Annotated in this window: 18 protein-coding genes; 8 read left to right on the top strand and 10 right to left on the bottom strand. The window is 37.4% G+C overall.

The annotated features are described in order from the left end of the window. Positions 1-607: 607 nt before the first annotated feature. From tgt to ssb, 6 genes are all read right to left on the bottom strand, one after another. The gene (tgt, locus tag PVV66_RS04865) at positions 608-1726 is read right to left on the bottom strand and encodes a tRNA guanosine(34) transglycosylase Tgt (RefSeq protein WP_273717960.1); all 1119 of its coding nucleotides are present in this window, start codon (positions 1724-1726) and stop codon (positions 608-610) included. Between the two features lie 1479 nt (positions 1727-3205). Next, positions 3206-3718: a peptidylprolyl isomerase gene (locus PVV66_RS04860; RefSeq protein WP_273717958.1), complete on the bottom strand. Its 513-nt coding sequence runs from the start codon at positions 3716-3718 to the stop codon at positions 3206-3208. A 17-nt stretch (positions 3719-3735) separates the two neighbouring features. Further along, entirely contained in the window at positions 3736-4329 is a 594-nt protein-coding gene (locus tag PVV66_RS04855) for a peptidylprolyl isomerase (RefSeq protein ID WP_273717956.1), read from the bottom strand. Positions 4330-4331: 2 nt separating this feature from the next. Then, positions 4332-4838: a pantetheine-phosphate adenylyltransferase gene (gene coaD, locus PVV66_RS04850; RefSeq protein ID WP_273717955.1), complete on the bottom strand. Its 507-nt coding sequence runs from the start codon at positions 4836-4838 to the stop codon at positions 4332-4334. A 24-nt stretch (positions 4839-4862) separates the two neighbouring features. Continuing rightward, positions 4863-7646: a DNA gyrase subunit A gene (gyrA, locus tag PVV66_RS04845; protein ID WP_273717953.1), complete on the bottom strand. Its 2784-nt coding sequence runs from the start codon at positions 7644-7646 to the stop codon at positions 4863-4865. 231 nt (positions 7647-7877) lie between these two features. Further along, positions 7878-8384 carry a single-stranded DNA-binding protein gene (ssb, locus tag PVV66_RS04840; RefSeq protein WP_273717951.1) on the bottom strand — a complete coding sequence of 169 codons (507 nt, stop codon included), beginning with the start codon at positions 8382-8384 and terminating at the stop codon, positions 7878-7880. A gap of 333 nt (positions 8385-8717) precedes the next feature. Between ssb and uvrA the strand changes: the two genes are divergently transcribed. From uvrA to PVV66_RS04820, 4 genes are all read left to right on the top strand, one after another. Further along, entirely contained in the window at positions 8718-11633 is a 2916-nt protein-coding gene (uvrA, locus tag PVV66_RS04835; protein WP_273717950.1) for an excinuclease ABC subunit UvrA, read from the top strand. A gap of 1078 nt (positions 11634-12711) precedes the next feature. Next, on the top strand, positions 12712-13050 hold the full coding sequence (locus PVV66_RS04830) for a P-II family nitrogen regulator (RefSeq protein WP_015856528.1): 339 nt from the start codon (positions 12712-12714) through the stop codon (positions 13048-13050). Between the two features lie 58 nt (positions 13051-13108). Then, complete coding sequence (gene glnA, locus PVV66_RS04825; RefSeq protein WP_273717943.1) at positions 13109-14518, top strand: type I glutamate--ammonia ligase; 1410 nt, start codon at positions 13109-13111, stop codon at positions 14516-14518. 155 nt (positions 14519-14673) lie between these two features. Continuing rightward, a complete protein-coding gene (locus PVV66_RS04820; protein WP_273717942.1) occupies positions 14674-15219 on the top strand; it encodes a hypothetical protein in 546 nt (181 codons plus the stop codon). 14 nt (positions 15220-15233) lie between these two features. On the opposite strand, the gene PVV66_RS04815 is transcribed toward PVV66_RS04820, so the two are convergent. Beyond that, on the bottom strand, positions 15234-16016 hold the full coding sequence (locus tag PVV66_RS04815) for an ATP12 family chaperone protein (RefSeq protein ID WP_273717940.1): 783 nt from the start codon (positions 16014-16016) through the stop codon (positions 15234-15236). Between the two features lie 245 nt (positions 16017-16261). Here PVV66_RS04815 and PVV66_RS04810 point away from each other — a divergent pair, with 245 nt between their 5' ends. The 3 genes from PVV66_RS04810 to PVV66_RS04800 are packed head-to-tail and all read left to right on the top strand — an operon-like array spanning position 16262 to position 18719. Further along, positions 16262-16513, top strand: a complete 252-nt coding sequence (locus PVV66_RS04810) for a hypothetical protein (protein ID WP_273717939.1) — start codon at positions 16262-16264, stop codon at positions 16511-16513. Continuing rightward, positions 16510-17457: a DMT family transporter gene (locus PVV66_RS04805; RefSeq protein ID WP_273717937.1), complete on the top strand. Its 948-nt coding sequence runs from the start codon at positions 16510-16512 to the stop codon at positions 17455-17457. The genes PVV66_RS04810 and PVV66_RS04805 overlap by 4 nt, the downstream gene beginning before the upstream one ends. After that, the gene (locus PVV66_RS04800; RefSeq protein ID WP_273717935.1) at positions 17454-18719 is read left to right on the top strand and encodes an acetyl-CoA carboxylase biotin carboxylase subunit family protein; all 1266 of its coding nucleotides are present in this window, start codon (positions 17454-17456) and stop codon (positions 18717-18719) included. The genes PVV66_RS04805 and PVV66_RS04800 overlap by 4 nt, the downstream gene beginning before the upstream one ends. Positions 18720-19481: 762 nt before the next feature. Here PVV66_RS04800 and PVV66_RS04795 read toward each other — a convergent pair. The 3 genes from PVV66_RS04795 to PVV66_RS04785 all read right to left on the bottom strand — a co-directional run bounded on the left by PVV66_RS04795 (position 19482) and on the right by PVV66_RS04785 (position 24234). After that, a complete protein-coding gene (locus PVV66_RS04795; RefSeq protein ID WP_273717933.1) occupies positions 19482-22235 on the bottom strand; it encodes an autotransporter outer membrane beta-barrel domain-containing protein in 2754 nt (917 codons plus the stop codon). Positions 22236-23225: 990 nt separating this feature from the next. Further along, positions 23226-23675: a hypothetical protein gene (locus tag PVV66_RS04790; protein WP_273717931.1), complete on the bottom strand. Its 450-nt coding sequence runs from the start codon at positions 23673-23675 to the stop codon at positions 23226-23228. A 157-nt stretch (positions 23676-23832) separates the two neighbouring features. Next, positions 23833-24234: a hypothetical protein gene (locus PVV66_RS04785; RefSeq protein WP_273717930.1), complete on the bottom strand. Its 402-nt coding sequence runs from the start codon at positions 24232-24234 to the stop codon at positions 23833-23835. Positions 24235-24676: 442 nt separating this feature from the next. Between PVV66_RS04785 and PVV66_RS04780 the strand changes: the two genes are divergently transcribed. Beyond that, the coding region (locus PVV66_RS04780; protein ID WP_273760959.1) for an Arm DNA-binding domain-containing protein at positions 24677-24911 on the top strand (235 nt) is incomplete at its 3' end.

Below are 24911 nucleotides of genomic sequence, written 5' to 3'. Positions count from 1 at the left end.
TCTATCTCATAGAGAAATAGCATAAGACAGTTTTTATCTAACGCACTCCTTGAAAATTTGAAATATTCACGCAATTTATTAAATTTTTTCATTTAAATTATATAAATAATAATATAAGTATTTTTTGATTAAAAAATTTAATCAATATTTTATATGAGTGAAGTTATTATTGTAAATAATAAATACATAAAATTATACATTTTAAAGAGTATATAATTTCATTCTTCTTTTCATTTTATAAAAATTTATCTGTTCTGCTTCATGTAATACATTTTTTACCTTAATCGATAAAAAACACAAAGAAACGCATAAAAATACAATTTTCATACTTCTTTAAGAGTTCGCTAACGCCTCATTAACATTGTTGCTTTAAACAGTCATCAGAAACAGAAATAAACTGTTTTTCTCCGGATCAGGTAGCGCGTACCGGAGTAACAGTTTCTGTTTTGTGTAATCATTATGAAAAGAACAAGTGCCCCATAAAACAGCACCTTTACATTTTAAGATAATGCAATTTTATATTTTTTTTGGAAAGTATTTATAATTTCATTTTTTTAGTAAAATTTGTAAGTAAAAAAATAAAGCACACTATTAGATGAGTAATGTTTTAGCGTCCTTGTGCCCATAGAGCACGCGTTTCAGTGCAAAAATCAGCATAACAGCCTTCTTCAATGGCATCACGGATTCCCTGCATCAGTTGTTGGTAATAAAAGAGATTATTCCAAGTCAATAACATACCACCCAGAGACTCACCAGATTTGATCAAATGATGCAAATAAGCACAACTATAATCATTTGCCGCCGGACAAAGTGACTGTGGATCAAGAGGATGGGGATCTTCTGCATAACGCGCATTACGTAAATTAATTCTACCAAAGCGCGTAAAAGCTAAGCCATGACGCCCTGCACGCGTCGGCATAACACAATCAAACATATCAACACCCCGCGCAACACTTTGTAAAATATCATCAGGTGTCCCCACTCCCATAAGGTAGCGCGGTTTATCCTCTGGCAAGATTGGACAAGTCGTATCCAACACTGCTGTCATAACACTCTGTGGCTCACCAACAGCAAGCCCTCCAATCGCATAACCTTTTAAATCCATTTCTTTTAATGCTTGAGCAGAACGTTCACGCAGTTTCATATTATCACCCCCTTGAACAATCCCAAACAACGCTTTATCTGGCTGATCCCCAAAAGCTGTTTTACAACGTTGTGCCCACCGCAATGAAAGTTCCATAGCTTCTTCCATCTCTTTTTCAGTAGCCGGTAATGCAATACATTGATCCAACTGCATCTGGATATCCGCATCAAGAAGTCCTTGAATTTCGATAGAACGCTCTGGACTCATTTCATAGTAGGCTCCATTAATGTAAGAGCGAAAAGTCACACCTTGTTCGGTAATTTTTCGGATTCCTGCCAATGACATAACCTGAAAACCACCAGAATCCGTTAAAATAGGTCCATTCCAGCGTGAAAATTCATGTAATCCCCCCAAACGTGCAACACGTTCAGCCCCTGGACGTAACATTAAATGATAAGTATTCCCCAAAATGATATCTGCTCCAAGATCACGTATTTGGTCCATATACATAGCCTTAACGGTTCCTGCTGTCCCAACAGGCATAAAAGCAGGTGTACGAACACAACCCCGTCCAGTAATAATTTCACCTCGACGTGCATACCCATCTTGAGCAATTTTTCTATAATGAAATGTCTTTATCATCACTTTCGTCTTTTTGATTCCATCAATGCATATCTCTATAGAAAGAAAAAAGAGATCTCCCTTACGCGCATTGTCATAAGCTTTATGAATTAATTGTTGATTCGCTCGATATTGTAACCGGCATAAAAAATTAAACGAGATAAAAGAACATTTGTTGTTAAGAAATCACCACAATAAAGAAATAATCTGAGTTCAGAAAATAGCAAAAATGTCATACCTTAGAATATCGATGCTTAACGCACCAAATCCTTAATAGAACTGTGAAATTATTATCTCAATAATCTCATCTTTACGTACTTTCATAAGCAATAAGTTTGTACGAATAGAAGAAAATTTTGAACACATTCGCTTCCGATATTATCCACTTTGAAAAATAAATTTTTTATCTATTGGGCAAAAGATTAGTTTATAAAGATAATTCACTTTTTGTATATTGAGTGAGAGACCGAATAGCGTAAAATTCTCTTATTTCAAATCTGTGTGCGTTTAATCAACAAAAATCATTTTTTTTGCACATTATAAAAGAGATTAACATGTAAATAAAACACTTAAAAAAGGAATAAAAATGCTTTTTATGACGCGTCTCAAATACCAAAGGCTCTATTAATATTGGAAGCTGGCAAATTGTATGATGGCGCGTCCCTTGCTCCTTCACAAGCTTAAAGATAGTGTTTCATAATAGATCTATACTATTTACGACTTTAAATTATACACATCATGAATGCCATCGTGAAATGAATATTGATGTGTACTCAGAGATGTTTCTTAATAAGCGCGTAAATATGCAATTCTGTTCGCGGCGTTTTATTCCACGTGATGGATGTTCTTCCATAAAAAACGAGAAAAACAAGATTCGTCAAGCCATGCATAATCGTTGTTATTTAAAAGATATTACTTTAATGGTTTTGAAAAAAGTAAAGCTGAATTAAAAAGGAAATAACAAGACTAACTTTTTGTTTTTACCTTTACACCTTTATACTCTTTCCAAATTATGCAGTCTTCCTGTTGTAGAGATTACGCCAATAAGGATATACACAATACGCTCGCACTTCCACCTTGCATATGAACACTGGAGCAGCTAGGCTCTTATCTGTCTCAATATGTATTTCAAACATGCTGCTGCATTAAGATTGGATGTTGATATACAAGCAGCAACAAAGGCACGTGCTTTTTTCAGGAAAGTAACATCATAAAAACCATTAAGAGACCAGCAATGGATCGAAGAGAAGTATCGGCTTTTTTATAAAACACTTCGCCCCCTCTAACACAACTGGCTTTGCGTTTTCTTATCCTGCAACTGTATGCACAAATCCTTAGCACCATATTCGTGAAGATCAGACTGAAAAGAATAATGGAGAATTCTTGGCGCGAGAATATGACAGATAAGTGTGATACTACAAAAGAGTTTCCTATGCCTTTATTGATCAGAAAAGAAGTTTTCCTTTTAGCAATTTACAATTGAAACGCGTACGATTTATACTATTCTGCATCCGCAGCAATAACGGCTTTGGTAATTGCATCAGGATCGATAACAGGTTCACCGCGCTTAATTTTATCAACATTTTCCATCCCCTCAACAACCTGCCCCCATATGGAATATTGACGATCAAGCCACGGAGCATCTGCAAAACAAATAAAAAACTGCGAATTAGCAGAATTTGGATTCTGACTCCGTGCCATAGAAACCGTACCACGCTTATGAGAAAGATTTGAAAACTCTGCTGTTAAATTTGGTTTTTCTGAACCACCCATCCCCGCACGTGATAAATTAAATTTTTCACCATCCTTCTTTCCAAATTGCACATCACCAGTCTGTGCCATAAAACCATCAATAACGCGATGGAAAATAACATTATCATAAGCACCTTCACGGACCAGTTCTTTAATACGTGCAACATGACAAGGCGCTAAATCAGAAAAAAGCTCAATAACAACTCTGCCCTTCGTTGTTTCAAGGATCAAAGTATTCTCTAGATTTTTATTCTCAGCCATAGGGAAACTCCTTTGATTTATCTCTCAGTTTGTAAAGTGGCGGCATAAATGACATCAGGATTTGTTACAGATCCATTATTACTTGCGGTGCCTTTTTTAATTTTATCAACGACATCCATTCCCTTTATAACCTCTCCAACAACCGTATACTGACCATTTAAAAAAGGAGCATCATCAAAACAAATGAAGAATTGAGAATTAGCCGAATTTGGATCTTGTGAACGTGCCATCCCAACAGTACCGCGTTTAAATGGCTGCTTTGAAAACTCAGCCGGGATATTGGGATAATTTGAACCTCCCATACCAACGCTTTTCAGATCAAAATCTCTACTGCCTTTTTTTCCAAACTTTACATCACCAGTTTGTGCCATAAAGCCAGGAATAACGCGATGAAACACAACATTATTATAAGCCCCCTCCTCTGTTAGCTTTTTGATTTGCGCAACATGTTTTGGCGCTAAATCAGGACGCAGACGAATAATAACATCACCATCTTTGAGAGATAAAACAAGCAGGCCTGCATCAGTTGCTGAGTTAGAATTATCAGCAACAGCGGACAATGAAAAAAAGCAAAAAACACATATCAAAACAGCAAAAAATCTACGAGACACAATTATTCTTCCCTAAAAGACTGAAATTTCAAACGCAAAGCTTGTGCAATATTGGGCGGCACAAATGGTGTCACATCCCCTCCCATAGAGGCAATTTGACGGACCAATGTAGACGTTATCGCACGTCCAGAAACGCTTGCTGGCAAAAAAACAGTTTGCAATTCAGGAGCCATAATGCCATTCATCCCTGCCATTTGCATTTCATAATCAAGATCAGTCCCATCACGCAACCCACGAATGAGAAATGAAGCACCAACTTCACGTGCCTTCTCAATGAGAAGGTTATTAAATGAAAGAACCTGCAAACGATTAAAATCTGCACCAAGCACGTCTTTCCCTACCTGCGTAATGAAACCAACACGCTCTTCAAAGCTAAAGAGTGTCTTTTTATTAGCGTGTATACCTATAGCGATGACCACTTTATCAGCTAACACAAAACACCCTTTCAAAACATCAAGATGACCATTTGTGAGAGGATCAAAGGAACCTGCATAAAGAGCAATTTTCATGATTTGATTCTACCCTCTTCAAAATTATTTTTCTTCGCTCATATCAACTGTATCAGAATGCTTTTCACCTTCATCCTCTAATGAACGCGTATCATCTTCAGGTTCAGAAATACGCTCAACCGATACGACTTTTTCACCTTCGGCTGTATTAAAAATTGTCACCCCCTTAGTTGAGCGCCCAGCAGTACGAATTCCCTCAACAGGGACGCGAATAAGCTGCCCCCCATCTGATACCAACATAATTTGATCTTGCGCCTTCACAGGAAAAGCCGCCACTAATTTACCAATTTCAGCTGTTTTAGATGGATCTGTTGCACGAATCCCTTTTCCACCCCGCCCCGAAATACGAAACTCATAGGAAGAAGTGCGTTTACCATAACCAAATTCACTCACTGTCAAAAGCATTTGTTCACGTGCATGGAGTTCTGCATAACGTTCATCTGTTAACTCTGTTTCAGCGCTCCCATCTTCCTCATCAAGAGTGAGAATATCTTCAACATCAGCATCTGCACCAGCAGCACGCCGTTCATTCATCACACGTTTAATATAAGCAGAACGCTCAATAGACGTCGCCTCAACATGCTCTAAGATTGTCATCGAAATGACTTTATCGCCTTTAGCCAAATTGATACCACGAACCCCCACAGAATTACGCCCTGCAAAGACACGAACATCCACAACTGGAAAACGAATACATTGTCCATTGGCTGTTGTGAGAACGACATCATCATATTCTGTACAGGTTTCAACCGAAAGAATTTCATCTTCTTCATCAAGTTTCATGGCAATTTTACCATTACGATTAACCTGAACGAAATCTGATAACTTATTACGACGCACTGTTCCACGTGTTGTCGCAAACATGATATCCAATGCACTCCAGCTTGCTTCATCTTCAGGCAAAGGCATAATCGTTGTAATGCGTTCGCCCTGTTGTAAGGGAAGCATATTGATCAAAGCCCGCCCACGCGATTGCGGTGTCCCCAGCGGTAGTCGCCAAACTTTTTCCTTATAAACAATTCCACGTGATGAAAAGAAAAGAACCGGAGTATGCGTATTGGCGACAAACAAACGCGTTACAAAATCCTCATCCTTCGTGGACATACCAGAACGCCCCTTCCCGCCACGGCGCTGTGCACGGTAGGTATTAAGAGGGACGCGCTTAATATAGCCACTATGGCTCACCGTTACGACCATATCCTCTGGCGCGATCAGATCTTCACTCTCCATCTCAGCGCTACCAAAACCAAAGACGGTACGTCGCGGCGTTGCAAATTCCTCACGAAGAGCACCCAACTCATCCTTAACAATACACATAATGCGTACACGCGATGCCAAGATATCAAGATAATCAGCAATATCCACGCCAATTTTATTCAATTCATCAGCGATTTCATCACGCCCAAGAGCTGTCAACCGTTGCAAACGCAATTCTAAAATAGCACGCGCCTGTTCTTCAGAGAGATTATAAGTACCATCCTCATGAATAATATGACGGGGATCATCAATAAGTTTAATCAAAGGTGCGACATCCATCGCTGGCCAGCGACGCTCCATTAATTGGGTACGTGCTGTCTGCGGATCAGGAGCTTTGCGAATAAGTGCTATAATTTCATCAATATTAGCAACTGCAAGGGCAAGACCAACCAAAACATGGGCCCGCTCACGCGCTTTACGTAAAAGATATTTTGTTCGCCGACTAACAACCTCTTCACGGAAAGAAACAAATGCACGAAGCATATCAAGCAACGTCATTTGTTCAGGTTTTCCCCCGTTCAACGCAACCATATTACAACCAAAAGAAGTTTGCAGCGGCGTATAACGATATAATTGGTTTAAAACAACTTCCGCAACAACATCTTTCTTCAACTCAATAACGACACGATATCCATCACGATCAGATTCGTCACGCAAATCAGAGATTCCTTCAATGCGCTTATCACGCACCAATTCGGCCATTTTCTCAATCATCGTTGCCTTATTAACCTGATAAGGAATTTCACTGACAATAATTGCCTGTCGACCACTGCGAATTTCTTCAATATCAACTTTAGCACGCATAATGACTGAGCCACGCCCTGTTTCATAAGCTGAACGAACACCAGAATGACCGAGGATAATCCCTCCTGTAGGGAAATCTGGACCAGGAATAATTTCAATTATTTGATCGAGGGTGATATTGGGATTATCAATTAGAGCGATACAACCATCAACAACTTCACCAAGATTATGAGGCGGAATATTGGTTGCCATTCCCACAGCAATGCCCCCCGATCCGTTAACCAAAAGATTGGGAAAACGCGCTGGTAAGACAACCGGTTCACGTTCACGCCCATCATAATTATCCTGAAAATCAACAGTATCTTTATCAATATCAGCTAAAAGCTCTTCTGAAACTTTTTCTAAACGACACTCTGTATAGCGCATTGCCGCGGGGGGATCACCATCAACGGAACCAAAATTCCCTTGTCCATCAATCAATGGATTTCTCAAAGAAAAATCCTGCGCCATACGCACCAAAGCATCATAAATCGAAGCATCACCATGAGGATGAAATTTCCCCATAACCTCCCCAACAACACCAGCAGATTTACGATACGGCTTATTAAAAACGAGCCCCATCTCATTCATAGCATGAAGAATACGCCGATGAACAGGTTTAAGACCATCACGGACATCAGGGAGTGCACGTGAAACAATTACACTCATCGCATAATCGAGATAAGAGCGTTGCATTTCATCAATAATACTGATTGGTTCAATACCGGTCAGCACATCACGTTCTGGTTGTGGAGTAAGATCGGTCACAATTTCAAAACTTTCAAAAAAGAATCATTTTACTTTGTTTATATCGAAAAATACACCAAAATGCTAATTTCTCTCCTATAACAAAAAAGAAATTTAACAATATTTTTCAAGATGTTATTAATTTATATTAAAAATTACCAATAATAATAAACAGTTTCCACTCCGCTAAACTTCAAAAATCTGAAACAAACAAACCATAAAGAAATCGTAATACTGTAAATTTAAAGACTCTTAGAAAGGTACGTCATCATCTAATTTGTGAGAAAAACTTTCTCCCACTTGGCTATTATTTTGACCAAAAGTACTTCTCTGATTTGAGCTACTATCCGCAAAACCACCACTGTAACTGCCCCCTTGACCTGCTCCGTGCTCCCCACTAGCTCCCCCACGCCCATCAAGCATTTGTAATTCACCACGGTATTTTTGCAAAACAACCTCTGTTGTATAACGATCATTTCCATTTTGATCTTGCCATTTCCGTGTCTGTAACTGCCCCTCAATATAAATTTTGCTCCCCTTTTTTAAATATTGCTCTGCAACTTTGACAAGGTTCTCATTGAAAATAACAATATTATGCCACTCGGTGCGCTCTTTTCGCTCATTTGTATTCCGATCACGCCAACTTTCCGAAGTAGCAATACGCAAATTTGCTACTTGATCTCCAGAATTCAAACGGCGGATTTCAGGATCTGACCCGAGATTACCAATCAAAATAACTTTATTAAGGCTACCAGCCATCGCATAAACTCCAAAATTTTAATTCGTAAAATAGTCTGTTATATAACAGTTATAACCATCTTGACCTTCAATTTACACATCTGTAATTGATCTTCAATATGGATATTGTTATCCTTTCCCAATATTGGATCTGCGTAATTATAACAAAATATGATAACAACGCATAGTTTATTCCATCAGTAGAGAATAAAAAGCTACTCATTTGTATTTTTCTTTCCACAAAACTTATACCTTCTTTCTGCGTTAAAGTAGTTAAGCACATTGTAATTCTAAAAAAACAGTTTTATTCCATTTTATAGGTTCAATTTTTGTCACATATGCCAAGGATAAAATATGACTCATCAAAAATATATCTCCATTCGCGGTGCACGTGAGCATAACCTTAAAAATATTGATCTCGATCTACCTCGTGATAAACTCATTGTTATCACAGGACTTTCTGGATCAGGGAAATCATCTTTAGCTTTTGATACAATTTACGCTGAAGGACAACGCCGCTATGTCGAAAGCCTCTCGGCTTATGCACGCCAATTTCTCGAAGTCATGCAAAAACCCGATGTAGACCGTATCGATGGCCTTTCCCCAGCCATCTCCATTGAACAAAAAACAACCAGCCGCAATCCTCGTTCAACGGTCGGCACTGTCACTGAAATCCACGACTATATGCGTCTCCTTTTTGCACGTATTGGTATTCCTCATTCCCCTGCTACAGGCCTCCCTATCGAAAGCCAAACGGTAAGCCAAATGGTGGATCAAATTATGTCCTTACAAGAAGGTACACGAATTTTTATTATGGCACCTCTTGTGCGAGGACGAAAGGGTGAATATAAAAGAGAGCTAACCGAGCTTTTAAAAAAAGGTTTTCAACGCGCTAAAGTTGATGGGAAATTCTATGAGATCCCTGATATTCCACCTCTTGATAAAAAGTATAAACACGACATCGATGTTGTGGTAGACCGCATTGTTGTACAAAAGGATATCTCCTCTCGCTTGGCTGATAGTATAGAAACCTGTTTACAGCTGGCAAATGGACTTGCCATTGTTGAAATGGCAGACCAACCCTTGGCACAAAAAGAAACAACAAAAGAATCTGCTCATAAGTCAAAAAATGACACACACAAACGGCTTCTTTTTTCAGAAAAGTTTTCCTGCCCTGTCTCGGGTTTCTCTATCCCTGAAATTGAACCACGCCTTTTTTCGTTCAATAATCCTTTTGGAGCCTGTCCTCTTTGCGATGGGCTGGGCATCAAAAAGGCAATGGATCCACTGAAAATTGTGCCCAATAAAAATCTTACCTTAAAAGAGGGAGCTATTGCACCTTGGGCTAAATCAGATTCACTTTATTATAGCCAAACCTTAGAAGCATTAGGAAAAGCTTACGGTTTCAAACTCACAAACCAGTGGTGTGAACTCTCTGATGAAGCACAACAAGCTATTCTCTACGGTACAAAAAAAAATGAAATCTCCTTTATCTACACAAATGATTCTCGTTCACATAAAATGACTCAACCTTTTGAAGGAATCATCCCCAATATGGAGAGGCGCTGGAAAGAAACAGATTCTGCTTGGTCCCGTGAAGAAATTGAGCGTTATATGTCTTCTTCACCTTGCTCAGCCTGTCAAGGTTATCGTTTAAAACCAGAGGCACTTGCTGTAAAAATCCATGAGATGCATATTGGGCAAATATCAGACCTTTCTATTCTAAAAGCAGATGATTGGTTTGCCAATATCCATCAATATCTCACAGAAAAACAACGTAATATCGCAGTACGTATTTTAAAAGAAATTCGCGAACGCCTCGCTTTTTTAAATCATGTAGGATTGGAATATCTTACCTTATCTCGAAATTCAGGGACCCTTTCAGGGGGAGAAAGCCAACGCATTCGATTAGCCTCCCAGATTGGTTCTGGTCTTACAGGCGTCCTTTATATTTTAGATGAACCATCCATCGGTTTACATCAACGTGATAATGAACGTCTTTTGGAAATGCTACGCCATTTGCGCGATCTTGGCAATACAGTCATTGTCGTTGAACATGATGAAGACGCTATTCTCACGGCAGACCATGTTGTCGATATGGGCCCTGCTGCAGGTGTTCATGGTGGTAAAATCATAGCGCAAGGAACACCGCAAGAAATTATAGAAAATCCAGCCTCTCTCACAGGACAATATCTTTCAGGAAAAATGGCTGTTAGAATACCGACTGAGCGACGCAAAATATCAAAATCGAAAACTCTTAAGGTCATCGGTGCCAAAGGCAATAACCTTAAAAATATCAGTGCGAATATTCCTCTTGGAACCTTCACATGTATAACCGGTGTTTCCGGAGGAGGAAAATCAACATTTCTTATTGAAACGCTTTTCAAAGCAGCATCACATCAGATCATGGGCAGTCATCACAGCCCTGCCAGCTATGATAAAATCGAAGGATTAGAATTTCTTGATAAAGTCATCGATATCAACCAGTCCCCCATTGGACGCACCCCACGCTCTAATCCCGCAACCTATACGGGCACGTTTACACCAATTCGTGACTGGTTTGCCGAACTTCCAGAATCAAAAGCCCGTGGTTATAAAGCAGGGCGTTTTTCATTTAATGTTAAAGGAGGGCGCTGCGAAGCCTGTCAAGGTGATGGAGTCATCAAAATTGAAATGCACTTTTTACCAGATGTCTATGTGACTTGTGATGTCTGTAAAGGAAAACGCTATAATCGAGAAACACTAGAAATAAAATTCAAAGAGCAGTCTATCGCCGATATTTTGGATATGACAATCGAAAAAGCAGAGGAATTTTTCCACGCTGTTCCCGCTATTCGTAATAAAATGGAGACCCTCATTAAAGTGGGATTGGGATACATAAAAGTAGGACAGCAAGCAACCACGCTTTCTGGTGGTGAAGCGCAACGTGTAAAACTTGCAAAAGAACTTTCACGTAAAACAACGGGACGTACACTTTATATTTTGGATGAACCGACAACAGGTTTACATTTTCATGACATTTCCAAACTTCTTGAAGTGCTCCATGAACTGGTCGAGCAAGGCAACACCGTTATCGTCATTGAACATAACCTTGACGTCATCAAGACAGCCGACTGGATTATTGATTTAGGTCCAGAAGGTGGAGATCGCGGTGGTGAAATCGTTGCAATTGGACGCCCTGAAGATATTATTAAAGTTCCCGCGTCCTATACGGGAAAATTTCTAAAAGATGTTTTACTGCGCCAATCTCTCTACAATTCTAACTCTTAAAAAGACGAACCCTTGTAAAATACAGCAATACGAACAAAGCCTGTACTTTTATTGTTGTCTGTAAATTAACCTCTCATTCCAGTGCAGCAGCACGTTTGAGACAAGACTGAAACGATTTCGCACTTTAATAAGCTGTTTCAGTTTTCGTATTGCCAAATAGGAACGCACGCATAATTGTATATCTCTTCTCTGTTTGACTTATATCTGAAACGATCAGACAGTTTAATTTGGGAAGAATACAAAGTTTTAAAGGTATAAAAAATTCCATCTTTACCAGCTCCTTTTAATTCTTATCTTGATGACTTTCAAAAGCATCCGCAATAAGATCTTATAATAAAGCGCAATAAGATCTTATAATAAAGATTGCGCATTGCTTCACGCTTTTGTTTATAGCGTTCTTTGAATAAGATTACCTCCTCTCATGAAGGGACAGAACGTCCCAAACGGAATATATTTGCGTTGCTAATTCCAGACGCTTGTTTTATTTCTCAATGCTTCCAAGCCCATTTCATGACATCCCCCGTGAATGGTATATCCATTATTGTACACCAGCATCTCTATACTTAGTGATGGAGAAAATCCCACTATCATGATATTGGCCAATATTTGCCAGTCCCCATTGCTACCCCAAAGCCCTTGCCTTTGAAAAGCCATCTATTATAGGCATTTTTTATATCTCTCTTCACCATTTTTATCCACACATTCGTACGATTAGGATATACAAAGGTATCGTTTTGATTGATTGACGATAAAAAAATCTAAAATGAGAAAATCTCACGCTATTAGAGTTTCTTATTTAATATGATAAAAGTATAATTATCCTTATAAATCAACATATTATTCAAAAAAAAGAAACAAAACTCTCTTATTATATTATTTTAATTCTGTACAAGAAGTGTAAGATTTTTTTCCAAAACAACAGCATTGCACTTTATTCTACAAAAAACTCTCGTCCAAGAGTATAGAATATTATTGTTTTCGACTTTTTGTGCACAAAGTATCTGTTGGACATCTTACAGTTGTCAATATAATGTGATGCAGTCTAAAAAGACAAAATAACGTTGGAGATAATTTCAGCATGAAAAAAATTGAAGCCATTATAAAACCTTTCAAACTTGATGAAGTAAAAGAAGCGCTTCAAAAAATTGGACTACATGGTATTACAGTAACAGAAGCAAAAGGTTTTGGTCGTCAAAGGGAACATACAGAACTTTATCGTGGTACGAAATATGTTGTTGACTTTCTACCTAAAGTGAAAATTGAAATTGTTGTATCCGATGAAAAACTGGAACAAACTGTTGATGCAATACGTAAAGCAGCGCAAACAAAGCATATAGGAGATGGAAAGATATTTGTCTTTTCCATTGATGATGCCATTCGTATAGGCACTGACGAAACCGGGATCGATGCTCTTTGAATAAACAACGAAAAATTCACCTTTTATCACCCTCAAAGCCATATTAAGGAAATTGAATATGACAACCGCATCAGATATTATCAAACAGATTGCAGACAACGAAATCCGTTTTGTTGATTTACGTTTTACTGATCCACGAGGAAAATTGCATCACATTACAATGGATATCGCGGAGATCAGCGAGGATACCTTTAGTGATGGTGTTATGTTTGATGGTTCTTCAATTGCTGGTTGGAAAACAATTAATGAATCTGACATGGTTTTAATGCCTGATCCCCAAACAGCGCATATTGATCCTTTTTTTGCTCAGTCTACTTTGGTCATATTTTGTGATATCCTTGATCCTGTCTCTGGTGAGTTTTATCGTAGAGATCCTCGTTCTATCGCCAAAAGAGCTGAGGTTTATATGAAATCTCTAGGTATTGGAGATACAATCAATGTAGGCCCAGAAGCAGAGTTTTTTATCTTTGATGATGTGCGCTATAAAACGGACCCTTACAACACCGGGTTTAAACTCGATTCAAGTGAACTTCCCTCCAATGATGATACGGAATATGAAACAGGTAATCTCGGACATCGCCCACGAATAAAGGGAGGCTATCTTCCCGTCCCGCCGATTGATTCCTGCCAAGATATGCGTTCTGAAATGCTCACAGCACTCAAAGATATGGGCGTACAAGTGGAAAAACACCATCACGAAGTGGCAGCGGGTCAACATGAATTAGGTATTCGTTTTGATACGCTCGTTCGTGAAGCTGATAAGATGCAAATTTTTAAATATGTTGTGCATCAAATAGCAAATAGCTATGGAAAAACAGCAACTTTCATGCCAAAACCGGTTTTTGGGGACAATGGCTCAGGTATGCATGTTCACATGTCTATTTGGAAAGATGGCAAACCAATTTTTGCGGGAAATGAATATGCCGGACTCTCAGAAACCTGTTTATTTTTTATCGGTGGTGTCATTAAGCACGCAAAAGCAATTAACGCCTTTACCAATCCATCCACAAACTCCTATAAGCGTTTGGTTCCTGGTTATGAAGCGCCTGTTCTTCTTGCTTATTCGGCACGTAATCGTTCTGCATCTTGCCGTATTCCAATGAGTTCTTCGCCAAATTCAAAACGCGTAGAAGTTCGTTTTCCAGACCCAACAGCAAATCCCTATTTGGCATTTGCAGCCCTCTTAATGGCTGGTCTTGATGGAATCAAAAACAAAATTCACCCTGGACATGCTATGGATAAAGATCTTTATGATCTTCCCTTAAAAGAACTCAAAGAAATCCCTACCGTTTCAGGAAATCTACGTGAAGCACTTGAAGCACTCGACAAAGATCGTGGCTTTCTTAAAGCTGGCGATGTTTTTGATGATGATCAGATTAATTCCTTCATTCAAGTAAAGATGCAAGAAGTCTTGCGTTACGAAACAACGCCCCATCCTGTTGAATTTGATATGTACTATTCTGTTTAAACAATCATATGCATTTTTTTGATTTTTAAAATGGAGGTAAAAGCCTCCATTTTTGTGGATATTCTTCTCATGCAAGAGTGCAAGAGGCTTTTTGCTTATCTACTTTTCCTTTATAATCATTTTGAATCTCTTCAAATGAATTAACAAGGTTTCTAATGCTGCGAATTTGTTTTCTCGTTTCCATTTTTTTACGCATTGCCCTTATCACATCAACAACGCAAGCACATACAATTACAAACCCCAAACTCATTGCCCTTGAGAAAGCAACATCTGCTTATAGTGAAGCACTTAAAAATGCTGATGCAAATGCCATCTTAAATGCTATCCCTCCCGAAATCATCAACAGCTTAACCGCCCAAAAAAATCTTAGTCAATCACAATTTCGGCAAATCATGAAAAGCCAAATCGAACAGTTGGCAGAAAATTATAAGATTGAAAGTATCCACATTGACCAAAAACAGAAACGTGAAGGTACACTTGATAATGGCATTCCTTATTTTGTTATACCCGTAGAGCTTGTAACCACAACAAATGCTGGAAAAAAATGCTCTATTCAAACTGAAATTATTGCCCTTCTTCATAATAACCAATGGTATTTTATCCAAGCTAATGACGAAGCAATCTTAAATATAATCGATGAAGTATTTCCTGGACTTGAAAAAGTGAAAATCAATCCTCAAAAAATTACGAAAATACTGTAGGGGAAAAAGAAAACTTATAAACAGGTTGTAACAATTGTAGCAGCAGCCTTAAACTCAACTTTTTTGTGAGCACGGCGTGCTATTGTCTCTTTATCCGTTCCCCATTGTTCCATCATCCAATCTTCATCTAAATGGGCAATAGACCAAGCATGATCCGCATCAATTTTTCCCGCAGCAACAGCAAGAGCAATAAGAGCAGATCCCGTTAAGGTTGTCATCATATGAAGTGCAGCAAGCATATAAGGAGACTCAACGCTACGCAAATAATGACTCACAGCTTGAAGTGCTTCTGGTGATTGTTCCACATGCATCAGCCCTTCTGTTAAATAAAACCGTGCACCCAGTTTTTCTTCTGCCCAATCCAATAAAGGATCCCATTGTTCAGATTGTTTTTGCACCAACTCTTTAGGTGTTTGTGCACGATAAAAGATCATATCACAGGCAACGAAACGCAATAAATCTTCAAAAACAACCTGCATATCATCAGCGATACCATCAATAACAGTATTCACCAGACGCGTCATTGGCATTTTTGTTGGATCAACAACGTGCTTTTGGCTCTCAAACTCGTGAGCAATGAATTCAGCAAATACTTCCGTTGGCACCAGAAAATGGCGCTTTGCAGGCGTTTTAACAGGACGTTCATCCAATAAAATCGTAAAGCCACCCTCCTCACAAGAAATTTTCACTTCCCTATAAAACCGTTTGGGGTGTGGTTGGCGTAAAAGATTTTGAGTCTTCTGAACAGAACTATTTTCATTTAAGGGTCTATCAAAACGATTCAAAATTTCACGCATATTGTTTCACCTCTGATATTTCAAAAAATGACGGCTTTTCAAAGCTCTATATATCTGATTAAGGTTAAATCGACTTCTTTCCCTATCCTAAAGAAAGAAAAAAAGCTTACAAATCCAAATTTGATTTTAAAATATATCCTTTATTGAACAAACAAAACAACGATTTTGTCTATATATTCTAAAAACAGTTGTTAGAATAATTTTTTTAAAGAATTTGTTTTTCTCATATCTTGCTTCTTGAAATATTGATACGTAACAAAACATTAATTGAAAGAGATCAAGGTTATATTCAATTTGACTTAGAGCCTCTTAAGCAAGTAATATCACTGGCAATTACAGATATAGAAGCACTTGAAACATTAGATGATGACGCTTATTTGGCAGGAGCTAAAGATTATATCCAAAATAATCTTGGAAAGCCGCAAACTTCACAGTCAAGATTTAATTTTTCAACTTCATCTTATGCACAGCGAGTTATTGGGGGATTAAATCATTGAGTTTCTTAAAAGGACGGTTATTCCTATTTACTTTTGCCATTCTAGCATTGTTTTCCATAAGTTGGTTATTATCTAAAAATTTGGTTAGCAATATACCAGTCATGCATGCGGTTGGACTTAGGTTGTTTGCCACCGCTGCCACCTTGTGGCTGATTGCAGTATTTCGTGAGAAAGCTGTTTTCAGATCCCTACCATTGCTTTCCATGATACCTTCTTTTTTAATTCTTTCAGTGTTAGGATTCTCGCTGTATTTTGTATGCAGTTTTGGTGCATTAAAATCACTCAAAGCCAGTGATTTAACTATGGTGCTCGCTACTATTCCAGGTATTACCTACATATTGGGTGCACTGACGAATAGCCTTACGTTCTCATGGTTAAAACTTATCGGTATGATCATTGTCAGTGTAGCGGCTATAGCATTTAATATAAACAGTGCAGAGGGTGGATATTACAGCCTAATAGGAATAGCTCTTGCTTTAACAGCAGCGCTTTCTTACTCTGCTTATGGTTTATTGTCTAAACGTTATCTTAAAAATTTACCTTTGCTCACCTCACTGGCTTGGATCACGACAATTTCTGCAGCATCATTTATACCATTATTTATTTTTGATCCTGCCCCACTCTTCTATCTTAAGTTAGAAGATATATTTAAAATATTGATTTTAGGAACTGTTTGCTCGGCACCAGTTTACGTATTATATCAAAAAGTTTTAGCCGAAGGAGGCGTATTATACGCCAATACTATCGGCGTATTATCCCCTTTTGCAGTAGTTGCATGTGAATGGATAATTGGCTTTAACCCTTCTCTTAATATTATCAAAATAATTGCTATGATTATAGTTGTTATAGGGATGACACTACTATTTATAGATGCATCAAAGGTATCTACATGGCAACAGAAACGCCATTCTCAAAATTCCAAATTTAATGAGGAACCAAAATGAAAAAACTCGCGTTAGTTTGCCAGCGCAATGCAAAATTACCATTTATATTTGAAGCAGCACAAGCAGCTAATATTGAATTAGTCATGATCTATGATACCGCTGAAAGCGTTCCCTCTCAACACCCCGAAGCAGTAACTTCAACTTGGCAACTTCCTGTTTTTGATAATCCAGAGGCGGCTTTAGATACTTTTTCAGCAGGTGTAAAAGAACGCAATATTCGTGGGGTTATGACCCTTCGCGAAGAAGCCATTCTGTGGACAGCTTTGGCTGCAAAAAAAATCAATACTCCAAGTATTGAACCAGAAGTAGCAGCATTAACCAGAAACAAATATCTCATGCGTCAAGCTTTTGCTAAAGCAGGCTTAAGAACACCAAAATTCTTCTATATAGATAATCCAGAAGACCTATCACAAATACAAGCCTTGGATTATCCACTCGTTATTAAACCCGTCTCTGGATGGGCCAGTGCAGGCGTAATGTTAGCTAAAAACTCCGCCGAACTTCCTGATCTCATTAAAGTCGTATGGAATGTTCAGCATAAAGACATGGCACGTTTTAATGATAAAAATAAACCTGTAGGTTTAGTCGTAGAACAGTATTTGCCAGGAAAAGAGTTTGTCGTAGAATGCTTTGTTGATACAGCAGGTGTACACGTTCTGGCCGTTGGAGACAAGGGAAGCCCCGAGGGACCATGGTTTGAAGAAACAATTTATCGTCAACGCTGTGATATAGATGATCCTTTAATTATTGCTTTATGTCAAACTGCATGCTCTGGAGTTAAAGCTCTTGGCATAAATATGGGTGCTGCCCATGTAGAGCTACGTCTAGATGCTAATAATTTACCTTATATAATTGAGATCGGTGCTCGTATAGGTGGATCGGGTGTCTCCCATTTTATTGTTGAGCAAGGTACAGGGATTTCATTTGCAAAACTATGTATGAATGCCGCTTTAGCTGAAAAAAACTTAGACCTTCCCGATATACTCCCAGCTAAAAAAGTGGCTGCAAATTACATTATTCCTCTTCGTGGTCATGGACGGTTTTCTGGATTTTTAGGTCTAGATAAGGTTGCACAGCATCCTCAAACCACCAAAACTATAATTTTCTTTGAACCTAATCATATTTCACCACCTCCACCAGCATTTGGTGGATATCCTGGTTTTATTTTCTCTGTTCATAACTCAAACGAAGAAGCACGCAATTACCATAAATGGCTCGATGACACCTTAAGCATCCTATGGAAACACTATGTTTATCAATAGTCCGATAAAGATATTTCTACCGCCCCTCAACTTTGATATAAATTCCATCGATACAGACGAAATCACAAGGCGATTTTCTAAAATTTCGCAAACACTTTTTTATTAAAGATGCATATTTCAGAATCTAAAGGATTGGAAAAACTATAACCTATTTTTACAGCGCATTTTAATAGAAACTCTTTAATATTTCTATATTAGAAACAATGACGACCTATAATCGGCTTTTTCGACATGATCATCCTCTTCTCTCCACGCTTCAACAGAAAAAAAAGACCCTCCCCCCCCCCTGATTTAAGAATTATATTTCTATCTATTTAACAAACAAAACAATGATCTTGTTCATATATTCAACAACAGCTTCTAGTTTTTGAAAGAATTTATTTCGATTTAAAAACTGAAGATATTGAATTTGATAGCGATAATTCACCCACAACCCTGCACACTTTCCATCTAAAAAGAGAAACATATACTCTCACATATTTTTAAGATATTCCTCACAGAATATAATGCAAAGCAGAAAAGTGCACTTCACAAAAAATACGAAATGGTGCATTTTACGCATCATCCACCTTTGCTTAACAGCAAAAGCTCTCAATTAAAAATCAATATCTTGGTAGCCAAAACAACACAAACAAATTTAGAGTTTCATTGACACATTCTTTTCGAAGCATTCGAGCCCCTTATCAATGAGACAAAAAATTCAAAACAACGTGATCCTTTTATATTTATCAAAACACATGGATTATTTTTAATAAAAAATTATTAAAAATGATAACGTAATCCACCAGAAAAACGCACGCCAGAAAAACCTGCCTTGGTTAGCTTATGCTGATAGCTAAGATCACTGTAAAGTGTAACTTTAGAGGGAAATTGCGCATTAATACCCAAACCTGTTTCTAAAGAAGAACCAAAAGCACCTAACTGGAAAACATCTTTTAGGTGAGCAAATTGTTTTTCACCAAAACGATGTGCAAAATGAATATTGCCCTTAAAAGAAATGATACGATCCTTTTCAGATGCTGTAAATGTTTTACTTAAATATCCTCCAATACGCATCAACCACTGATCCCCTTTTTTCATCTCAACATCAAATCCATCAATATCACGAAACTTATCAAATTGAAGGTGTTGATAAATAATCTGAATCTGCGGATCAAAAATAAGATCCTCATGTCCTGTCATAAACACTTTACCAGCAGATAACGAAACATTCAGAGGATTTGCTTTTAATGTCGCCGTCTTACCCCTAGCATACGTAAGAACATCCCCTTTAAAAAAACCATAAGATAAAAGACCGTCTACATAAAAACCAGTATTGTGTTCCACACTACCGTATGTCGTAAATGACCATTTATTAAACGAACTTTTTTGACTTTGTTCTACATCACAAGGTTGTAAGGAAAGCTTTCCATAGGTTCCCATAATCCCAAAAGATGTCGTACTATGTGCCCTCTCTATTGTTTTGAGTAAAATATCTGTTTCTATAGCGTTATAATCAACACTACCATCATACCCATATTCAAAGGCAGAAAGATCTGAGACATAACGATAACTCCCACCATAACCACGAACAGATAAAGCAAAATTCCCTTCAGCTTCTAATAACTTACGAGAAATAGAATGCTTCGCTTGCAACTGCTTTTGTTGATTACTGATATTGATGATCCCCACATGAAACAAAGCATTTTGTAACAGAAGATAGGTCGGGACTTGTGGAACAACTTCCCTAATCTTTAACTCAGAATGAGGAATAACAGACGTCCCTAAAGCAGGCTGAATATATTTACTTTCAAGGCGGAAATCCCAAAAATCTCCCTCTCCTTCAACCAATCTTTGAGAAGTTTTTGCTTGTCCAAGAGAAGAAGTTGGACCATAGCCATTAAGATAATACTGGTAAGGCGAGCCCTCTAATGCAATATAAGCATGATTTAACTGAAAAGAATCTTCTGCTGCTTTTCCAGAAACCTGAATAAGTGAAATACTATGAGCATTTTCACCCGTTGCTATTTCCCCCTGATTTTCTACAACAAATTGCACATAAACTGTCGTTTTCCCAGAAACATCACCCTGTATCAAAAGCCGATCGGTCTTTGTATGATCAAGCAAACCATCACTCCTGAGATGTGTATTGAGATAAATATCCGCCCTATCTTGTGCACTATAAACTTCTTTTTCCCCCTTCCCAATATAAAGCGTCTGATACTCGTGCAATATTGGCGTTTCAAAAGCAATAAAACTATCAGAAAGTTTTATAAATGAAATAAACGAACTTGTACGATTTGCAACGTGCGAATCTATCTCTCTTCCTCTTGTCAAAAACCACTTTGATCCTCTTGTCAAATAAAGCTCAGCAATAGAATCATCATCAACACGAGTCCCTCCTATCAATGAAGAAGAATCAGCCAAAACTGCCACACTCCCCCCTTTTTCAGCTGTTAATAATAAATCACCAGAAATTTTTGTGCCTTCTGTTACTCCAATATAACTCCGACTGTTATGACTATGAATAGCTGTTCCAGCTGGAATCTCAAAAACTGTCTTTTTCAAAAAAACAAGTCCCTGTTTGTATACATTATTTTCCTCTCCCATTTCAAAATGCATACCATGTTTATTACCTGTTGCCTTAATTGTTGAATCTTCAATATTAACCCGCGAAATTAAAATATTTTCTTCCCAGCCGTCCCCAGATTGTGTGTTAAAATCTTGTCCAACTGTTAAAACATGAACATCCGTAGAAACAATATTCGTATTTTTTAAATAAACAGAACCCTGCTGTTTTACATTGAAAACTGTATATGCAGTTTTTTCATTTGTATTTTCTCTATCTTTTGTTTTTTGACGTTTTGAAGTAATGGTAACATTATCTAAAGTTGCACGCCCCCCTCTCCCCACATAAAGCGCAGCGGCATCATTCACATCAATAAATCCTCCTTTCATCTGAATATCCGCATCAGCATTAACAAAAAGAGCGCTCTCTTGACCAATACCCTGACCCTCCACTTTAATTTTTGTATTCGTTAACGTAACAGATGCTCCTACCTTCTCTGCATAAGCAGCAACCTGAGTAGCTTCAATTTTTCCACGATTGACCTCAATTATTCCACCATCAGCTTTAAGACCTATTGACACATTTTTTAAAGCGGAATCACTCAAGATAATTTTTCCCCCTTTTGATACAACAGCACCATAAATATCTTCTATACTCGCAGTACCTTCAACCTCTATACGCATTGCCTGAATAATTGTATTTGGCTTCTGTACTCCTATAGCAGCAGGCAAAGTGAGAAAACTCCCCTCCTCATTCTTTGGTTTAACAGATGCCGGGAATTTATATATTTTATCACTAATTGTATGCTTTGCACCATCACTGCATTCATAGGGTAATTTGTTTTCATCACATGACAGTGATACAAATGAGCGAGAATGTGCCTCAATATTTATGTTTAACGAAAAAGAAAAAATAGCTGCTGTAAAAACACACGAATAAAAGCGATTATTAGATACTTTGATTATCATTGCTTTTCAAAACTTTCTTTTTCCAACAAAAACAAAAAATGCTAGCAAAACAATAAACTGAAAATTAAATACAATAAGAATAAAATAAACAAAGTTATTTTATTATTTTTCTGATAAATGAAAGCATTTAATAATAGGTTTTGTATTTTATGTAAAGAAAGAACAAACAATTTAAAAATATCATTGAGGATGACGATCTCTTTAAAGATTCATCCACAAAAATGTGAAACATAAAGCACCAGAAAATTTAGGCTCAAAAAAAACGCAAAGAAATGTAAATTTTGGAGAGATATAATATTTAATTTATCTCATTTCTCAAAAATAAAAATACAACAAAATGAGAATAATTTTTAAGATTCAAACGACCAAAATATGTTAATAAAAATATCACACAATGAAATACAGTAAAATCTATAACCGCATCATTTCTGCACCCACAACAAACCCCTGAAGAAAAACTTACTGAAATATAAGCTAAATGTAAAAAAAAATCCTACATTAAAGGTGCCAGCTATCTAGCAAAAAAATTAAATAAACAAACAAAATTTCTCTTAAGCCCTATCATCAATGGGTTTAAATGAATCAATGAAATACTTTAGAAGATATCATCTCAAAAAAGATTATAAAATGAAAAGCTATTTACATCAAAGTCACCTGTATAACATTTTTAATCTTCAGATAAAAACTAAAATACAGTGAAACACTCACTATCCTGAAATTGAAAAGCACAAAAATCAAATTTCATCAAAATCAGTTCTATGAAAGTAATCTGCTTATTGTCATTAAATTAGATATTTTAACAAAGCTATTTTCTGCCACTTTTTATATTGAATAAATTTATAAACATTCCCCGATATTATCATCTGACAATAACATTATTGCATTCTTAGAGCCGATGAATACCAGTCTATCAGGAGGAAAAAGAGCTGTATTTCTCTCCCATTCCTCCATAATATTTTTCATTCAATTATTGCTTTAAAAATGAATATTTCACTTTTTCAAAGCTTTTTTTATTCTCTGGCGTTTTTTATCATTCTCAAGACGCAACATCAAATCTCGCTCTTGTTTTGTCGAATTGGTTACACCAAAAGTATCATTGTCCATAACCTGCTGATACCCTGCTACCATTAAATTGACTAAAAATGAATCACTTCGCGGCGCTGCTGAAAAATAGATTCCCTTTGAATCTTGCAATTTGTATCGATAACCTGCTTTAGTCATACACTCATAAACTGCTGCAAACTCACTTGCACGCGAATCCATATTTTCAGAAGAAGCGTAGATTGGTTTCCAGCCACATTTCGACAGTGCTTGTTGAACCACAGACTTATTGACACCGGGCTTTTCCCATAATGCCAAAGTCGATGGGGGAGGTTTACTAATACATCCAGCAGAGCTTAATAAAATTATAGCACTCAATAATTTCAATATTTTCTTCATTTCCCCCTCCTTCAATATTTACAATAGAAAAACTGATAAGCCTGCTAATATTGGCTCACATGCAAGAAAGCCCTCGGCTAGCATATAGACGTTGAAAAAACAATTCCCCCATCAAAAACAAGAATGTAAGGATTTTTGATTACAGCAACCTCAACACTTAAGGCTGACATTCCGGTTGTTCTTTGTGCTCTTCACAATGAGGACTATTCAAACGCCTCTCTACACTTCGCTGAGGAATAATAGCATCAGGCTGACAAATTGGAAGATTTTCATATTTCTCACACCACTTCACCCTTCCCAGTTTGTCCTGAAAACCTGCTCGTATCATGCATGCATTCACAGACTCCTCTGCATTGAATCTCTCATCTGTACTTTTTTCTGTATCAAGACGACCATCAAGATGTTGCATTCCGCATTCCAACAGAGCTTTTTTGACCTCAAGTTGATCCGCACCGGACTTTTCCCATGTATCTACAGCTGCTCGAGAAGGCTGCTCTGGGTAACATCCAGCAATAACAAATAGAGCTATGCCGCTTAATAATTTTAAAATCTGCTTCATTTTCCTATCCTTGAATAATTTTGATATTACGAAACAATCTATAAATTATTTTCATGCTGTTTTTCATTTCCAAAACAATAATGGACATTATCAATCTTTATATCATTTACCTTTTCCCGATGATTATGCCATTCGGCAGTGTATAAAAAATACAGCAAAATTACTACTAAAATCATATATTATCAATGTTATGCTTATAATTATTCTCAATATTTTGATTACAATTGAAATAGATATTTTTATAAATTGTTGCGCCTACATTTGTAGGCAAAATATTGATTTATAATGATAATCTAGCGTTATTCATATTGAATGAGAGTCTCGAATAACGTAAGATTCTCTCATTTCAAACCTGCTTATCTTGAATCAATCAAAACCACTCATTTGCACATAACAAGTGAGATGAGTGTGTGGATCAAATTTGTATAAGAAAGGATTAAAAATGGCTCTTATGAACCGTCTTAATGCAAGATCTGTCGCAACATTGGGGGCTGGCAAATATAATGATGGTGCCGGCTTGTTACTTCATAAGCGTAAAGATGGAGGTGCTCAATGGATTTTACGGTATACCCTTCACGGGCGCCGTCGTGAAATGGGATTGGGTGCTTTAAGACATGTCTCTTTAAAACAAGCCCGTGAATTGGCAAATCAATGGCGTTCTGTTTTGCATGAGGGGC

Source organism: Bartonella sp. AU16XJBT (genome assembly GCF_028618665.1).
Classification (GTDB): Bacteria; Pseudomonadota; Alphaproteobacteria; order Rhizobiales; family Rhizobiaceae; genus Bartonella.
Note: the sequence above shows the minus strand (reverse complement) of the source record. Positions and strands in the feature narration are given on the sequence as shown.

Excerpts from the sequence above, each read along its gene's own strand:
- glnA (WP_273717943.1), top strand. The coding sequence starts at position 13,109 with ATGACAACCGCATCAGATATTATCAAACAGATTGCAGACAACGAAATC.
- tgt (WP_273717960.1), bottom strand. The coding sequence starts at position 1,726 with ATGATAAAGACATTTCATTATAGAAAAATTGCTCAAGATGGGTATGCA.
- PVV66_RS04790 (WP_273717931.1), bottom strand. The coding sequence starts at position 23,675 with ATGAAGAAAATATTGAAATTATTGAGTGCTATAATTTTATTAAGCTCT.
- PVV66_RS04830 (WP_015856528.1), top strand. The coding sequence starts at position 12,712 with ATGAAAAAAATTGAAGCCATTATAAAACCTTTCAAACTTGATGAAGTA.
- ssb (WP_273717951.1), bottom strand. The coding sequence starts at position 8,384 with ATGGCTGGTAGCCTTAATAAAGTTATTTTGATTGGTAATCTCGGGTCA.
- uvrA (WP_273717950.1), top strand. The coding sequence starts at position 8,718 with ATGACTCATCAAAAATATATCTCCATTCGCGGTGCACGTGAGCATAAC.
- PVV66_RS04795 (WP_273717933.1), bottom strand. The coding sequence starts at position 22,235 with ATGATAATCAAAGTATCTAATAATCGCTTTTATTCGTGTGTTTTTACA.
- PVV66_RS04815 (WP_273717940.1), bottom strand. The coding sequence starts at position 16,016 with ATGCGTGAAATTTTGAATCGTTTTGATAGACCCTTAAATGAAAATAGT.
- PVV66_RS04820 (WP_273717942.1), top strand. The coding sequence starts at position 14,674 with ATGCTGCGAATTTGTTTTCTCGTTTCCATTTTTTTACGCATTGCCCTT.
- PVV66_RS04860 (WP_273717958.1), bottom strand. The coding sequence starts at position 3,718 with ATGGCTGAGAATAAAAATCTAGAGAATACTTTGATCCTTGAAACAACG.
- PVV66_RS04785 (WP_273717930.1), bottom strand. The coding sequence starts at position 24,234 with ATGAAGCAGATTTTAAAATTATTAAGCGGCATAGCTCTATTTGTTATT.
- coaD (WP_273717955.1), bottom strand. The coding sequence starts at position 4,838 with ATGAAAATTGCTCTTTATGCAGGTTCCTTTGATCCTCTCACAAATGGT.
- PVV66_RS04800 (WP_273717935.1), top strand. The coding sequence starts at position 17,454 with ATGAAAAAACTCGCGTTAGTTTGCCAGCGCAATGCAAAATTACCATTT.